This window comes from Clostridium sp., from assembly GCF_026168755.1.
Taxonomy (GTDB): domain Bacteria; phylum Bacillota; class Clostridia; order Clostridiales; family Clostridiaceae; genus Clostridium.
Window position 1 is genome coordinate 1 of sequence record NZ_JAPFDR010000007.1, and the last position, 15,758, is coordinate 15,758.

13 protein-coding genes and 2 pseudogenes are annotated in these 15,758 nt (G+C 29.1%); 11 read left to right on the top strand and 4 right to left on the bottom strand.

Annotation, left to right across the window (positions count from 1 at the left end; all coding sequences use genetic code 11):
• Nucleotides 1-35 precede the first annotated feature (35 nt).
• Together Q0Y03_RS04300 and Q0Y03_RS04305 are read left to right on the top strand one after the other, a co-directional pair.
• Entirely contained in the window at nt 36-953 is a 918-nt protein-coding gene (locus Q0Y03_RS04300) for an Rpn family recombination-promoting nuclease/putative transposase (protein ID WP_297712599.1), read from the top strand.
• 56 nt (nt 954-1,009) lie between these two features.
• The gene (locus Q0Y03_RS04305) at nt 1,010-2,305 is read left to right on the top strand and encodes a M18 family aminopeptidase (protein WP_297712601.1); all 1,296 of its coding nucleotides are present in this window, start codon (nt 1,010-1,012) and stop codon (nt 2,303-2,305) included.
• A 172-nt stretch (nt 2,306-2,477) separates the two neighbouring features.
• Here the strand turns inward: Q0Y03_RS04305 and Q0Y03_RS04310 are convergent, their stop codons facing one another.
• The 3 genes from Q0Y03_RS04310 to Q0Y03_RS04320 form a co-directional block, all read right to left on the bottom strand.
• Entirely contained in the window at nt 2,478-2,918 is a 441-nt protein-coding gene (locus Q0Y03_RS04310) for a prepilin-type N-terminal cleavage/methylation domain-containing protein (protein ID WP_297712602.1), read from the bottom strand.
• A gap of 822 nt (nt 2,919-3,740) precedes the next feature.
• Nucleotides 3,741-3,905 (bottom strand): hypothetical protein, encoded by a 165-nt coding sequence (locus Q0Y03_RS04315; RefSeq protein WP_166484656.1) that lies wholly within the window; start codon nt 3,903-3,905, stop codon nt 3,741-3,743.
• Nucleotides 3,906-3,976: 71 nt separating this feature from the next.
• A complete protein-coding gene (locus Q0Y03_RS04320) occupies nt 3,977-4,165 on the bottom strand; it encodes a hypothetical protein (protein ID WP_297712603.1) in 189 nt (62 codons plus the stop codon).
• A 353-nt stretch (nt 4,166-4,518) separates the two neighbouring features.
• On the opposite strand from Q0Y03_RS04320, the gene Q0Y03_RS04325 reads away from it, so the two are divergent.
• The 8 genes and pseudogenes from Q0Y03_RS04325 (at nt 4,519) to Q0Y03_RS04360 (ending at nt 13,943) form a co-directional block, all read left to right on the top strand.
• The gene (locus Q0Y03_RS04325) at nt 4,519-5,454 is read left to right on the top strand and encodes a type I phosphomannose isomerase catalytic subunit (RefSeq protein WP_297712604.1); all 936 of its coding nucleotides are present in this window, start codon (nt 4,519-4,521) and stop codon (nt 5,452-5,454) included.
• A gap of 117 nt (nt 5,455-5,571) precedes the next feature.
• Nucleotides 5,572-6,240 (top strand): transposase, encoded by a 669-nt coding sequence (locus tag Q0Y03_RS04330; protein ID WP_297712606.1) that lies wholly within the window; start codon nt 5,572-5,574, stop codon nt 6,238-6,240.
• Nucleotides 6,241-6,351: 111 nt separating this feature from the next.
• Nucleotides 6,352-6,486, top strand: a pseudogene (locus Q0Y03_RS04335) (glycerate kinase); the annotation flags it as partial.
• 297 nt (nt 6,487-6,783) lie between these two features.
• The gene (locus Q0Y03_RS04340; protein WP_297712607.1) at nt 6,784-7,383 is read left to right on the top strand and encodes an ATP-binding protein; all 600 of its coding nucleotides are present in this window, start codon (nt 6,784-6,786) and stop codon (nt 7,381-7,383) included.
• Between the two features lie 151 nt (nt 7,384-7,534).
• A complete protein-coding gene (locus tag Q0Y03_RS04345) occupies nt 7,535-9,205 on the top strand; it encodes an AAA family ATPase (RefSeq protein ID WP_363318711.1) in 1,671 nt (556 codons plus the stop codon).
• Nucleotides 9,206-9,578: 373 nt separating this feature from the next.
• Nucleotides 9,579-10,022 (top strand): MarR family transcriptional regulator, encoded by a 444-nt coding sequence (locus Q0Y03_RS04350; RefSeq protein ID WP_297712608.1) that lies wholly within the window; start codon nt 9,579-9,581, stop codon nt 10,020-10,022.
• Nucleotides 10,023-10,201: 179 nt separating this feature from the next.
• Nucleotides 10,202-11,935 carry an ABC transporter ATP-binding protein gene (locus Q0Y03_RS04355; RefSeq protein ID WP_297712609.1) on the top strand — a complete coding sequence of 578 codons (1,734 nt, stop codon included), beginning with the start codon at nt 10,202-10,204 and terminating at the stop codon, nt 11,933-11,935.
• Between the two features lie 13 nt (nt 11,936-11,948).
• On the top strand, nt 11,949-13,943 hold the full coding sequence (locus Q0Y03_RS04360) for an ABC transporter ATP-binding protein (RefSeq protein ID WP_297712693.1): 1,995 nt from the start codon (nt 11,949-11,951) through the stop codon (nt 13,941-13,943).
• A 157-nt stretch (nt 13,944-14,100) separates the two neighbouring features.
• Here Q0Y03_RS04360 and Q0Y03_RS04365 read toward each other — a convergent pair whose 3' ends face one another.
• Entirely contained in the window at nt 14,101-14,943 is an 843-nt protein-coding gene (locus Q0Y03_RS04365; protein WP_297712610.1) for a hypothetical protein, read from the bottom strand.
• 653 nt (nt 14,944-15,596) lie between these two features.
• On the opposite strand from Q0Y03_RS04365, the pseudogene Q0Y03_RS15520 reads away from it, so the two are divergent.
• A pseudogene (locus Q0Y03_RS15520) lies at nt 15,597-15,671 on the top strand (winged helix-turn-helix transcriptional regulator); the annotation flags it as partial.
• Between the last annotated feature and the right edge of the window lie 87 nt (nt 15,672-15,758).

Genomic DNA, 15,758 nt, shown 5'->3' on the forward strand with positions numbered 1-15,758 from the left:
AAAATCCAAAATTATAAAGAGAGGTTGGCGTGAATATGAAAAATGAGCGTTTACAAAGGCTTGAGCCGTATGAGTTGAAAGACTCACGTACGGTTCTTAGACGGGAAAAGATGAGTAATCATCTCGACCTAGTCGTCAAAAGAATTTTTGGTAATGAAAATAATCCAAGAATATTAATTTCATTCTTAAATGCAGTAATAAAACCAAAAGATTTAATAAAAACAGTACAAATAATGAATAATGATATAGATAAAGAATCTATAGAAGATAAATTTAGTAGATTAGATATTAAAGCAAAAACTAATAAAAATGAATTAATTAATATTGAAATTCAAATTAAAGATGAACATAATATGGTAAAAAGAAGTCTATATTATTGGAGTAAAATGTTTGAAGGACAACTTACAGAAGGACAAAATTATGATAAGCTAGCAAAAACTATTTGTATAAATATATTAAACTTTAAGTGTTTAAAGACAAAAGAAGCTCATTCAATATATAGATTAAAAGAAATTAATACAAATGAAGAGTTAACAGATATTCAGGAAATACACTTTATAGAACTACCTAAACTTCCTAAAAATGAAGAAATAAAAGATGTATTTGATGCATGGATGGAATTTATAGAAAATCCAATAAGTAATAAACTTGAAAAAGCTGAAATGACTATACAAGAGATCAGAGAGGCAAAAAGTGAATTACTAAGATTAAGTGCTAATGATAAAGAGCGTATGAAATATGAAGATAGAAGGGCTGCGTTATTAGATAAAGTAAGTGCTCTTGAGAATGCTGAAGAAAAAGGTATTGAAATTGGGAAGGAAATTGGGAAGGAAATTGGGAAAAAAGAGGGAACTATAGAAGTAGCTAAAAATTTAATTAAAGCTGGTGTGGATATAGAAATAATTATAAGAACTACTGGTCTTGAAAGAAGTGAAATAGAAAATTTATTGTGAAAAAATAGTAAATGAAGTATATTAGAAATATATGAAGTATAAAGGAGTAAGTGACTATGGAAAAGAAGTTAGCGTTAGAATTAATAGATTTTTTATATGACAGTCCAAGTGCTTGTCATGGAGTAAAAGAAACACAAAAGATACTAGATAAAAATGGATTTGTTGAAATAAAAGAAGCTGATAAATGGGATTTAAAAGCAAAAGGTAAATATTATGTTATAAAAAATGATTCAGCATTAATTGCTTTTGAAGTTGGGACTGGAGATATAGAAGAAACAGGATTTAGACTTATAGGAGCCCATACTGATGTACCTGGATTTAGAATTAAACCAAATCCTCAAATGATTTCGGAAGGAAAATATGTTAAGCTAAATACAGAAGTTTATGGTGGTCCAATACTTCATACGTGGTTTGATAGACCATTATCAATAGCTGGTAAGGTATCATTAAAAGGTGCATCTCCGTTAAAACCAGAAACAAGATTAGTTAATATAAATAAACCATTATTAATAATTCCAAGTTTAGCAATTCATATGAATAGAGAAGTTAATGAAGGATTTAAGATAAATAGACAAGTAGACACACTTCCTTTATTAGGACTTATAAATGATAAATTAGAAAAAGAAGATTATTTAATGAACATATTAGCAGAAGAGCTTCAAGTTAATAAAGAAGACATATTAAACTTTGAATTAGGCTTATATGAATATGAAAAAGGTATGTTAATAGGAATGAATGAAGAGCTTATTTCTTCAGGAAGATTCGATGATTTATGGATGGTTTATGCAGGAGTTAGAGCTTTAGTTGATAGTAGAGAAAATGAGGCAACTAAAGTCATGATTTGTATAGATAATGAGGAAATTGGAAGCTTAACTGCTGAAGGAGCTAATTCTACATTATTAAACAATATATTAGAAAGAATTACTTTAGGTTTAGGTAAAGATAGAGAAGGATATTATAGAACATTAGCTAATTCTATAATGATTTCTGCTGACTTAGCTCATGCTGTTCATCCAAACTTAGGTGATAAGCATGATCCAACTAATAGACCTGTACTTGAAGGTGGACCAGTATTAAAGATTGCTGCTTCTGGAAGCTATAGTACTGATAGTTTTAATGGGGCTGTATTTGCTGGTGTATGTGAAGCTGCAGGTGTACCATTCCAAAAGTTTGTTAACAGATCTGATGTTAGGGGTGGAACTACAATAGGGCCTGTAACTGCTGCAAATTTAACTATTCCTGTTATTGATATGGGAGCTCCTGTTCTTGGAATGCACTCTATAAGGGAATTAGCAAGTGTTAAGGATAATTATTATACAGTTAAGGCATTTACTGAGTTTTTTAGTATTTAATTAGGAATTACTTGTTAATGAAGTTATATAAAAATAAATATAACAATAATGATATTTTAAAATAATAATACTAGAGTTATGTAATGATGATATATTTAGTTAAGAATATAATTAAATATATCATCATTTTTTTGTAAGAGATTTTTGAAATTTATAGATAAGGTTTTTTAGTTTATTGTGCAGGAGGTTTTGGTGTAGAACTATTTGTTTCCTTAGGTGAAGTTGCATATCCAGAATCAATTTCAAAAGTATAGTTTTCGGTATCCATTAATTGCTTGCATTGTTCAACAGAAAAATCAGTATCGATTTTTTTTATAGAGCCTTCTTCTAGATATTTTTTGTCTATTAAATCTTTAATAGAAGTGGTACTTTCATCACTATTAATTCTAATTTTTGAAGTTTCATAAGCAGTGACAACAGTTTTAGCTTCATTTAAAACAGCAACCTTTTTAGCTTCCGTAATATAATTACCGAATTTAGGAATAAATGCAGCAGATAGAATTGCAATAATAGCTAATACAGCAACAAGTTCAATTAAAGTGAATCCTTTTTTCTTCTTTTTAGGATTCAAAGTTTTACTTTTAAATTTCATAGTTTTGATTTCAAATCTCAAAAAATTTTCACTCCTTTATTAAATGGTGACAAAGTGGAATTATTTAACAATATGATTTATAAAGAAGTATAGACTATAAATGAATCAAATATTCAAAAAAAGCTGAAAAAATCTATAAAATTCATATTTTTATAAAAAATTACAAAAAATATGAATAAATTAACTGCAAAAAGGATAAAAAAATAATAGAGATAACAAATGATAAATAAATTTATTATTATAAGTTTTAAATAGAATTTAAATATACTATGTTTGTTATATTTAATGTTAAGCTTAAAATTTATAAGGTTATCTCTTTAAGGATTTTGATCTATTTCTTTCAAAATACATAGTATGCATAGTTATTTTTATGAAATAACAGAGGTATTAATTTTTGAAAGGCTACTTAAATTATATATAAGAAAAGCTTTATAAGTGCACATGATGGTTCGAGATAGTATTTTAATATTAATAAGATTAATATTAAGCATAACTTCGGATATTTTCTATTTAGACATACTGCAATAAGAATGATAAAGAAATTTATCAGAAGATGACTAAAGTTATGTATAATACGCTTGTCAACAAGTCATAGAGGATAAAGGACTTATTTATATATAATATAGTAGTTTAAGTTTATAGTTTTAATAATATTTGTATTATTAAAAAATAAAACTTAAATAAAATAGAATCAAAATCCTTTTAATTTTCTAGACCTTTATCTAATAGAAAGAGTACTATAGAGAAAAATGATAAGTAAGCAAAAATGCTATAATAAGTTTTAAATCTTATCATAGCATTTTTATTTTCATTTTGAGATACTAATTAAAACAAAGAATTTTGCTAAAACAAAGTATTCTTTTTACTTTCCTTTTGGATAGTTTCTTTATTTTTATTATTTAAACTACCAAGAGGGCTGTTAAAACTATTAAGAGGATTTGGAAGCTCGGTATTACTAGATGGCATAACACCTCTAGTTCTGTGTTGTTTATCGTTAGATTTAGCCATAATACTATTTCTCCTTTAATATATGATTTTATTCTATTAATATTAAAGTTATTTAGGTTTGGTGTATTAATCTAAATATTGTCACTATCATCTATATAGCTAAATTCATTACAAGCGATATTGTTAGCTACAATAGGATCTTCAACAGTATTTGCTAAAGGTGTATCAACTCCCTCTGGAGATTTACTTACTAAAAATTCTTTACTTGGTTTATAATAACTTCTTACGTGTGGCAAATAAACATTAGATTTATCCTTCAAGATAATCCCTCCTTGCAACATAAAGTATTGTTGTAAATATACTGCTATGCATAAAATTAATTAGTGATTTAACTTTAGGAATAATTAAATATAAGCCAATTAGTTTTATAATAGTTTATTCCTAAGCATATATAGTGTTTGAAGGTTGGACAAAAAATATGCATCATTCGAATAAAATATTAATTTATAAATAAAAAAATATGAAAAAAGGCCAATAAATATTAAATTAAATACATTGTTTTTAAAAATACAATAATATAAAATTAATGTGAAACTATATATGAAAATTATAGATTTAGGATTTAATAAAAAGTATAAAAGCTAAGTATAAAGTGAGAGAAGGAGAAATTATTATGTATCCAATAAGATTTGAGAATCTTTATTATGATAAAATTTGGGGTGGGAGAGATTTAGAATCTTTTAGAAATAATTTACCAGCTGGAGAGATTGGTGAGTCTTGGGATGTTGCATGCCATCCAAATGGAACTGGAATAGTTGCAAATGGTGAGTTAAAAGGTAAAAGCTTTGATGAAATAATAGCTGAATTTGGACATGATTTAGTTGGTTCAAAAGTAAGCACAGAAAAGTTCCCATTATTAGTTAAGTTAATAAATTCAAGAGAAAAGTTATCTGTTCAAGTTCATCCAGGAGATGAATATGCTCAAAGAGTTGAAAATCAATTTGGTAAAACAGAAGCTTGGTATGTTGTAGATGCAAAGCCAGGAGCAAAATTAATTGTTGGAACAAAGAATTGTGATAAAGAAGTATTTGCTAAGGCTATAGAAGAAGGAAGATCTGAAGAGTATTTAAATGTTGTAGATGTTAAAAAGGGAGATTGCTTCTTAATTAATAGTGGACTAGTTCATGCTATTTGTGAAGGATTAATAATAGCTGAAATACAACAAAACTCTGATGTTACTTATAGAGTTTATGATTATGGAAGACCAAGAGAAATTCATGTTGAAAAGTCTTTAGATGTAATTAACTTTGATTTGGAAGCAGCAAATTTATCAAATAAAGAAGTTGTTAAATTTGATGGATTCTCTAAAGTAGATTTTTGTGAAAATGAGTATTTTGGTATGCAAAAAATTAATATTGAAACTGAATGGAACGATTGTAGTAATGCAGATAAGTTCTTTATTTTAACTTGTGTTGATGGTAATGGAAGTATTGAATGGTGTGGAAATAGTGAAGAAATAAAGATGGGAGATAGCTATTTAATACCTGCAACATTAGGAAAGTATGTTGTTAAGGGTAACTTATCAGTAATTAAAAGTTACCCAATGTAAAATTATGTATGTGCCTCCGGGGTCAATCCAAATATTGGATTGACCCCGAAGGTGTATTATTTTTATTAGGTATGTCAATAATTAAGCTAAAACTTTTATCAAAAAGGAGGTTATTTAATGGCATCACCTAAAAGGCCATGGATATCTGGAGCGATTTATCATATAACTAATAGGGGAAATCGTAAGGAAATAATATTTAAGGAAACCATTGATTATATTGTTTATTTAGGAATTTTAAGGGAAACTTTAAAGTTTTATAAAGAGGATAATTATAAATTAATTAGCTACTGTCTTATGAGTAATCATGTTCACTTACTTTTGAAGACTGGGACGAAGGACCCGAGTTTTTTTATGAGAAGAGTTAATAGTATGTATGCAAGATATTTCAATAGTAAATATCAATATATAGGTCATTTGTTTCAAGGAAGATACTTTAGTAATTTAATAAATAATGTTATAGAGTTACTTGAGGTTAGTAGATATATACACTTAAATCCTGTTAGAGCTAAGATGGTTGACAGTCCTGAAAAGTATATGTGGTCTAGCTATAATAAGATTGTATTAGATAAAGATAAGTTTGAAGATTTAGATTTAAATAGTAGAAAGTTTATGTTGGATATCTGCATAGATGAAAGCGAAATATTAGATTTATTTAATATATATTCAATAATCGAAGAAAATAATAAAAAGGATTTAGAACATAAGGTAAGGAATATAATGGAAGGGGGCAAAATTAAATATAGGAATTATGTTGAGAGTAAAGTTTATTCGGAAGAAGAACTATAAACATATGTAAAAATATGTAACCACCCCGGAGGTCCTTACATTTTATGTAAGGACCTCCGGGGTGGTTACAGAAAGTGGAAAATAGATTTATTAATTGTGGAGGAGTATACTATGAAGTTTGTTTTAGCACCAGATTCTTTTAAAGAAAGTATGACTGCAAAAGAAGTTTGTATTGCAATGGAAAATGGAATAAGAAGAGTATATAAAGAGGCAGAATGTATTCATGTGCCTATGGCAGATGGAGGATAAGGAATCATAGATTTTCAAAGTAAATTTGGTAAAACACCTGTTGGAGTGTCAATGAGAGCTAAAAAATATGGTATACATAGAAAGAGTAGTTGAGAATATAGTAAGGATATTTTGATTATACCAATAAATGTATGCACCTCCGGGGAGCACCCATTTATTGGGTGTTCCCCGGAGGTATATCGAAATATAGTAAAAATTGTCGTTGAAAAATATTTAAGTTATTGGTATAATTATATTTCCTAAGGATACGAACAAAAAAATGAAATTTTATATAAATATTTGGAGGAGTTACCAATGCCAGTAAGAATTGCTATACTAGGTGGACCAAGATGTGGTAAAACAACATTAATTCAACAATTATACGTAGATTTAAAAATTAGGGATATAAATGTAGGAGTTGCTACAGAATATAGCACAGATTATTTAAGAGATAAGGGAATGATTGAATCTATTTCAGAGCAATATGGAATATATTTAGGTCAATTACATTTAGAAAAGAGTTTAGATGGACATGATTATGCTATAACTGACTATGCTACTTTTGTACCGTACATATATGGAAGATTAATGCTTGGAGATAAGAAGAGAACTAAGAAGGAAATAGAAATATTAAATGATTTATATAGCTTAGCAATCAGAGATCTACCACAATATGATCATATTTTCTTCGTACCAAGAGAATTTGGTTATAAGAAAGATGGAGTTAGATGGCAAGATGAAGAAGTTGCTCAAATGGTGGACAAGGCTATCTTAGGATTCTTAGATGCTGAAAATGTTAAGTATTCAGTAATCACTGGATCAACTAAGGAAAGATCTGAGCAAATAATGAAGATAGTTGGAATAAATAAAGCAATTGTACAACCTGTTAAAGCAAAAGAGGTTGAAGAAAAATAATTTTCTTAAAATAATATTTAATGTTAAAGCTCTACATTTGTAGGGCTTTTTATAATTTAAAGGGTTTATGTTTAGATAATTAGAATTATGATATAATAATTAATAATATGAGTAAAATGGTAATATTTAAAATAAGAAAGAAGGTGTAATAGTGAAGAAGATAGCTTTAGGTAATAGTGATTTCAAGACTTTAATTGAAGATGATAGATATTTTGTTGATAAGACTCTTTTAATAAAGGAGATATTAGAAGATTCAGCACAGATAATATTGATTGCAAGACCAAGACGTTTTGGAAAGACACTTAATTTATCAATGATAAGATATTTTGTAGAAAGATGTGATGAAGATAGAAGACATCTTTTTAATAATCTTTTAATAGAAAAAGAAGAGATAATGAAAAAACAGGGAATATACCCTACCATATATTTAACATTTAAAGATGAAAAGCATGATAAATTTGAAGATTTTCAAATGAAATTAGCATTTTTTGTTTCAGAAATATATAAAAAACATTACTACTTATATGAAAGTTTAACTTTTCAAGATGATAAAAACTATTTTGATAAAATTATTAATAGAGCAAGTACAAAGGCAGAGTTAGAGATGTCTTTGAAAAATATGAGTAAATATCTTTATGATTATTATGGAGAAAAAGCTATTATCTTAATAGATGAATACGATACACCTATTCAACACAGTTATTTTTCAGGTATTTATGATGAGACAATAGGGTTTATGAGAAACTTTCTTTCAAATACATTAAAAGATAATATATATTTAGAAAAGGCAGTTTTAACTGGAATACTTATAGTAGCAAGGGAAAGTATATTTTCAGGTCTTAATAATTTGAAGGTATGTACTATTCTTAAACATGCTTATTCTGATAAATTTGGCTTTACAGAATATGAAATAGAAAAAATGCTAAATTATTTTGATGTAGTAGAAGAAAAGGAAGAGTTTAAAAAGTGGTATAACGGATATATTTTTGGTGATACAGTAATTTATAATCCTTGGTCAGTATTATGTTATTTAGATGATAAAAATAATGGATTTATGCCTTATTGGGTAAATACATCAGAAAATAAAATTATAAAAACTATATTATCTAAGGGGAGCGAGGGATTAAAAAAATCCTTTGAGGAGCTTCTTAGGGGAAATACTATAGAAACTACTATAGATGAAAATGTAATTATGGCAGATATTGAAGCTAATGAAAATAATATCTGGAGCTTCTTACTATTATCAGGATATTTAAAGGTAGTTGGGAAGCGAAGAGAAAATAATAAGGCTTATTACACTTTATCAATTCCTAATATAGAAGTAAAATTTATGTACCAAAAAATGATCGAAGAATGGCAAGGTGAAAGCTATATAGCATCAGAATATAATGAAATGTTAAAGGCTTTAATAAACTTTGATTATGAAGTTTTTGAAGAAATATTTATAGATTATGTAGAAAAGTCATTAAGTTATTTTGATGTATCAGGTGAAGAACCAGAAAGGGTATATCATAGTTTTGTTTTAGGTATGTTAGTATCTTTAAATAATACACATTATGTTTTATCTAATAGAGAATCGGGATATGGAAGATATGATGTAATGGTAATTCCAAAAGATATAAGTAGGCTAGGGATTATAATAGAGTTTAAAAGAGCAAGAAGAACTAATAAAAAGACAATAGAACAGTTAATAGAAGAGGCAAAGACACAAATAGAAGAGAAAAAATATGAAACAGAGCTTTTAAATAGGGGAATAACAAATATTAAAAAATTAGTTATAGTATTTAAAGGCAAAGAAGTTTGTGTTAATGATGTAACTTAACTAAATTGTTCGTTAGAGCTTGAATGCCGTGATGACGAAAATTAATGATATTACCTCCAGGAATTGTGTAATTTTCGTTAAGAATTTATATCTTTCTTTCCATAAAAACTGCTAAAGCTTCGAAAGTCACTTCGCTCCCTCAGCTTCTTAACTCAGTTTTTATTCCAAGAAAGATTAAATTCTAAAACTTAATTACAATATTCCTTCCAATAATATCATTAATTTTTCTTTATCACTGGCTTTAAAGCTAAAAGATACAATTTTCTGTGTGACCACCTTAAAAGTTAACGACTTCTGCTATATTTTATACATTGACTTATAAAAAATTCAATGCTAGAATACATAGTGTGCTATGTAATGAGGAGGATGAAAAATGAGAAACTTTGATCCAAAAGAACATGTAGGTCTGTTAATAAAATTCATAAATGGAAGAGTTAACACTAAAATTAATAAAAACCTTGTAGAATTTAATCTAACAGGTGTACAACATGAGATTTTATGCTTCATAAATAGAAATGAGCATGAAAGAGATGTGTTTCAAAAGGATATAGAGAAATGTTTAAAGTTGACTAATCCTACTGTAACAGGCATAGTAAAAAGGTTAGAAGAAAAAGAAATGATAGTTAGATGTCCAAGTAGTGATGATGCTAGATATAAATGCCTTCATGTAACTGAAAAAGGAAGAGAGGTTATATGCAAAAGCTTTAAATTTGGATCAGAGAATATAGAAAAGCAGTTAGTTAAAGGCATGAGTGATGAAGAAGTAAAAATGTTAAAAGACTTATTATATAGATCATTAAAAAATATGGAGGAGTAATCCTCTTATTTTTAATTTAAATACATAGTTACCTATGTATTATTAAAATTTAATTAAATTTGTTAAGGAGCATAAAAGTTGATGCACAAAATATAGCTTTGCATCATCAAAAAGTGTTTATATAAAAATAAAAAATCGATATACAAATAAGTATATTGAATGAAAAGGAGAGGTGAACTATGATAAAAAAATTAGCTCCATATATGAAAAAATATAAAACTCCATTAATTTTAGGTGTTTTATGTGCGGCATTAGAAGCTATTTTTGAATTATTAATACCATTAGTAATGGCACAAATAGTTGACGTTGGTATTTCTTCAGGAGATACAGGTTACACAATAAAAATGGGATTATTAATGGTTGTTATGGCAGCTATATCATTAAGCTTTGGTATTGGATTATCAAAGTTTTCAGCTATAGCAGGTCAAGGGTTTGGTGCAGAACTTAGACAAGCAGAATATGAAAAAATTCAAACTTATTCTTTTAATAATATTGAAAAGTTTAGCACTGCATCATTAATTACAAGATTAACTACAGATATTACAATGATACAAAACTCATTAACAATGGGAATAAAGATTTTAGTTAGAGCTCCTATGATGCTTATAGTGGCTTGTATTCTTTCAGTTACAATTAGTCCTCAACTAGCAATGATATTCTTAGTATCTATGCCAGTTCTTACTATTTCAATTGCTCTTATAATAAAAAATGTTAAGCCAAAATTTGAAGCAATGCAAAAGAAGATTGATAACTTAAATACTACAGTACAAGAGAACTTAATTGGTATAAGAGTTGTTAAATCTTTTGTTAGACGTAATAAGGAAAAAGAAAAATTCAAAGCAAGTAATGATGATTTATTACAAGCTTCAGAAGGAGCATTTGGTATAGTTGTTTTAAATATGCCAGTTATGCAAGGGGTTTTATTTGCTAGTATTATAGGTATTCTTTGGTTTGGTGGAAACATGGTTCATGCAGGTACATTAACAGTTGGTAAGCTTACAAGTTTCTTCACTTATTCTTTTCAAATTCTAATGTCTCTTATGTTACTTTCAATGGTTCTTATGATGCTATCAAGAGCAGTTGCATCAGCACAACGTATAATTGAAGTTTTAGAAGAAGAACCAGATATTAGAGATCCAGCTAATCCAGTAACAGAAGTTAGAGATGGAGAAATTGAATTCAGAAATGTTAACTTCAAGTATGAAGATGATAGTGATGAAAACAACTTAGAAGGAATTAATATCAAAATAAAAGCTGGTGAAACCATTGGTATAATTGGAAGCACAGGTTCAGGTAAGTCAAGCTTGGTTCAACTTATACCAAGACTTTATGATGCAACTGAAGGTGAAGTTTTTGTTGGTGGAGTTAATGTTAAGAATTATCACATAGAAACTTTAAGAAATGAAGTTGCTATGGTACTTCAAAAGAATACATTATTCTCAGGAACTATTAAGGAAAACCTTATGTGGGGTAATGAAAATGCCACTGATGCAGAAATTGAAGCAGCAGCCGCATCAGCATGTGTTGATGAATTTATTGACAGGCTTCCAGGAAGATACGATATGCACTTAGAACAAGGTGGAGTTAACGTATCTGGTGGACAAAAACAAAGACTTTGTATAGCAAGAGCTATATTAAAGCAACCTAAGGTATTAATCTTAGATGACAGTACAAGTGCTGTTGATACAGCAACTGATGCTAAGATTAGAAAAGCATTTGCAGAAGATTTAAAAGATACTACTAAGATAATAATTGCACAAAGAGTTAATTCTGTAGCTACTGCAGATAAGATTATCGTTATGGATTATGGTAAGATAAGTGCAATGGGAACTCATGATGAGTTAATGGAAAGTAGTGAAATTTATAAAGATGTATACAAATCTCAACAGGAAGGGGTGGGTTTACGTGAATAAGGATAAGAATAATATGTCTCAAGGACAAGCTGCGCCAGGTAAAGGTGGTAAAAAGCCAGGACCTCCAAAGCCTAAAAATATGAAAAAGACATTAAGAACATTAATGAGTTACTTAGGTAAGTATAAATTACAGTTAGCTATAGTAATGGTATTAATAATTGTAAATTCATTTGCAATGATAGCAGGATCATATTTCTTAAAACCATTAGTAAATAATTATATATTACCGGGTGATTTTGCAGGACTTGCTAAGATGTTAGTATTATTAGGAGCAATCTTTGGATTAGGAGCAATTGCTTCTTATGGATATGCAAGATTAATGGTTCATGTAGCACAAAATACTATTAGTAATATAAGAACAGATTTATTTAATAAAATGCAAGAGCTTCCTATTAAGTACTTTGATAGAAATACTCATGGTGACTTAATGAGTTTATATACTAATGATATAGACAATGTAAGTGAAGCCTTAAACAACAGTTTTACAAATATATTAGCTTCAGGACTTACATTTGTAGGAATGATAATAATGATGGCTGTTTTAAGTCCAATGCTAATTATAATAACAGTAACATTCTTAGCAATAATGATATTTGTTATAACTAAAGTTGGTGCTAAGAGTAAGTATTACTTTGGAATGCAACAAAAGCAAATTGGTAAATTAAATGGTTATGTTGAAGAAATGATAGAAGGACAAAAAGTAATTAAAGTATTCTGTCATGAAGATGAGGCAATTGAAGATTTCAGAAAGCACAATGAAGAGTTAAGAAAAGCTTCAACAGGAGCACAAACATTTGGTGGATATATGATGCCGATGTTAGGAAACCTTTCTCATATGAACTATGCAGTAACATGTTGTGTTGGTGGATTGCTTACAATTGCAGGAGCATTTGATCTTGGTTCACTAGTTTCATATTTACAATATACTAAGCAAGTAGCTAACCCAATTGCTCAAGTTTCTCAACAAGTAAATGTAATTTTAGCAGCACTAGCAGGGGCTGAAAGAATATTTGCAGCTTTAGAAGAAGAAGTTGAAGTTGATGAAGGTAAAGTTACTTTAATAAGAGTTGAAGTTAAAGAAGATGGTAAATTAGTTGAAACTGACAAGTATACAGGTCACTGGGCTTGGAAGGTGCCTGCATCAGTAGTAAGAAAAATAAAAAATGAAGAAAATTACGATTTGATATCAGAAATGGCAGCAACATCTATAAAATCAGGAGATTCTCAATTAGAGTCAGCAGCTGCATTAACTGATGAAGCAATATTAGTAGAACTTACTGGAGATGTTAGATTCAAGAATGTTGTCTTTGGATATAATGAAGAAAAGACAGTATTAAAGGATATTAGCTTATTTGCTAAGCCAGGACAAAAGATTGCTTTTGTTGGATCAACAGGAGCTGGTAAAACTACAATTACTAACTTAATAAATAGATTCTATGAAATCAATTCAGGTACAATTACTTATGATGGAATAGATGTTAAGGATATTAAGAAAGATGATTTAAGAAGATCATTAGGAATAGTTCTTCAAGATACTCACTTATTTACTGGTACAATAGCTGATAATATCAGATATGGTAACTTAAATGCAACTGATGAAGAAGTTAAAGCAGCGGCTAAGCTTGCAAATGCTCATACATTTATTAAGCATTTACCACATGGATATGATACAGTTATTACTGGTGATGGTGAAGGGTTATCTCAAGGACAAAGACAATTACTTGCTATTGCAAGAGCTGCAATTGCTAATCCACCAGTTTTAATAATGGATGAAGCAACAAGTTCAATAGATACAAGAACTGAAAAACTTATTGCAGAAGGTATGGATAAGCTTATGGAAGGAAGAACTGTTTTTGTAATTGCGCACAGACTTTCTACTATTAAGAATTCTCATGCAATAATGGTTCTTGAGCAAGGTGAAATAATTGAAAGAGGAAATCATGATTCTTTATTAGAAGAAAAGGGAAGATACTATCAATTATATACTGGAAAAGCAGAATTAGATTAGACAAAATTCGGGCTGCCTCCGGGGAACAACCATTATATGGTTGTTCCCCGGAGGCAGACCCATATTTTGTAAAAAAAGTTCCTAAGAGAAAAGGAATAATAACTTTTTCTCTTAGGAACTTTTTAAATTCTAGTAATTATCGCTAGAACTAGAAGCTTTAATTGCTTTCAGATTCAGAGTTGCTATTTGAATCAGAGCCACCGCCAGAGTTAGAGCCACCGCCAGAGTTAGAATCGCCACCAGATCCAGAACCACCACCAGAGTTAGAGTCACCGCCAGAGTTAGAGTCACCGCCAGAGTTAGAACCACCACCAGATTCAGAATCACCACCAGAGTTAGAATCACCGCCAGATCCAGAACCACCACCAGAGTTAGAATCACCACCAGAGTTAGAATCACCACCAGAGTTAGAACCACCGCCAGAGTTAGAACCACCACCAGAGTTAGAGCCACCACCAGAGTTAGAATCACCGCCAGAGTTAGAACCACCACCAGAGTTAGAATCACCGCCAGAGTTAGAACCACCACCAGAGTTAGAACCACCACCAGAGTTAGAGCCACCACCAGGGTTAGAGCCACCACCAGAGTTAGAGTCACCACCAGGGTTAGAACCACCGCCAGAGTTAGAGTCACCACCAGAGTTAGAACCATTTCCTGAACTAGAATCAGGTTTAATAATATCTAGATCTGAACTATTTACATCTTCATACTCTTCATAACTATTATATTGTGAATCAGTATCAGAATCAGTAGTAGTATATTCATCTTCATAATCATAATTATTAATATTTTCGACTTTTGGTAAGTCCTCAACTACAACTTCTTCATCTGGAATATATGCTTCAATTTCTTCATCCAATATAGGAGATTTTTCTTTGAAAGCAAGTGAAGTGTTAGTAGCTGAATTTGCTTGTATAACATTAATTGCAAAAATTGAAATAATAGCAACTAACAAAAAAACAATATAAATATTTTGAAATTTTTTCGATTTAAAATTCATAATTTAAATTCTCCTCATAAGATAAATAATTATTTTACATTAAATAATATTCTATAAATTGAAAAAAAATCCTCTAAAAAGTTAAGAGTGATTACTTATTTTTTCATTATAAATAAGGCTTACTATGAAAATAAAGTAAAAAATGGTGTAATTATATGAAATCAATTCAGGTATAATTACTGTAATTTTAGGAAGTTTCTTAAGATTCTTTTGGTAATATGAACATTTAGAATTATTACATTTATGTATTTTAAAGTGCTTGCGTTGCTTTTGTTTCGTAAGCGTAGCATCACAATAAGGACAAATAAAGACTATTGGTTTAGTTGCGTAATTAGTTTCTTTGAATGGAAGATTACAAACCTTGCATTTATATTGACCTTTATTACCATTATTATCATAAATATATTCATGGGGTGCACCACATTTAGGACACTTAATTTTTTCAGGAATAGACTTACCATTCCGTCTTTGGACGGGTTTTACGGTCTTATTATATTTATGTTTGTAATAAGCGCAAAGGAATTTATAATCTACTTGTTCAAATTTAAGATTAGCGTAGAAAACTTTACACTAACAGAAATGAAGAGGGGGTAACTTCAAGAGAACAACAAAAGAAAGAGTTAATAAATAAAGTTAAAAATTAAAAAAAACAAGGTTTAAAACAAGTAGAAATAGCTGATAAATTAGGAATAACAAAAGGTACAGTAAGTAAGTATTTAAAACTATAATAAAAAAGTTTCCTGAAATGGGTCTTTATAAATATGTGTTTCTTTGCCTAGTAGCTATTTTTAGTTTCTCCTATAGTTGTAAATTAT

What these genes read in the sequence shown, in the direction of transcription:
- Q0Y03_RS04300 (WP_297712599.1), top strand. Translation starts at nt 36, where the DNA reads ATGAAAAATGAGCGTTTACAAAGGCTTGAGCCGTATGAGTTGAAAGAC.
- Q0Y03_RS04305 (WP_297712601.1), top strand. Translation starts at nt 1,010, where the DNA reads ATGGAAAAGAAGTTAGCGTTAGAATTAATAGATTTTTTATATGACAGT.
- Q0Y03_RS04315 (WP_166484656.1), bottom strand. Translation starts at nt 3,905, where the DNA reads ATGGCTAAATCTAACGATAAACAACACAGAACTAGAGGTGTTATGCCA.
- Q0Y03_RS04325 (WP_297712604.1), top strand. Translation starts at nt 4,519, where the DNA reads ATGTATCCAATAAGATTTGAGAATCTTTATTATGATAAAATTTGGGGT.
- Q0Y03_RS04330 (WP_297712606.1), top strand. Translation starts at nt 5,572, where the DNA reads ATGGCATCACCTAAAAGGCCATGGATATCTGGAGCGATTTATCATATA.
- Q0Y03_RS04340 (WP_297712607.1), top strand. Translation starts at nt 6,784, where the DNA reads ATGCCAGTAAGAATTGCTATACTAGGTGGACCAAGATGTGGTAAAACA.
- Q0Y03_RS04350 (WP_297712608.1), top strand. Translation starts at nt 9,579, where the DNA reads ATGAGAAACTTTGATCCAAAAGAACATGTAGGTCTGTTAATAAAATTC.
- Q0Y03_RS04355 (WP_297712609.1), top strand. Translation starts at nt 10,202, where the DNA reads ATGATAAAAAAATTAGCTCCATATATGAAAAAATATAAAACTCCATTA.
- Q0Y03_RS04360 (WP_297712693.1), top strand. Translation starts at nt 11,949, where the DNA reads ATGTCTCAAGGACAAGCTGCGCCAGGTAAAGGTGGTAAAAAGCCAGGA.
- Q0Y03_RS04365 (WP_297712610.1), bottom strand. Translation starts at nt 14,943, where the DNA reads ATGAATTTTAAATCGAAAAAATTTCAAAATATTTATATTGTTTTTTTG.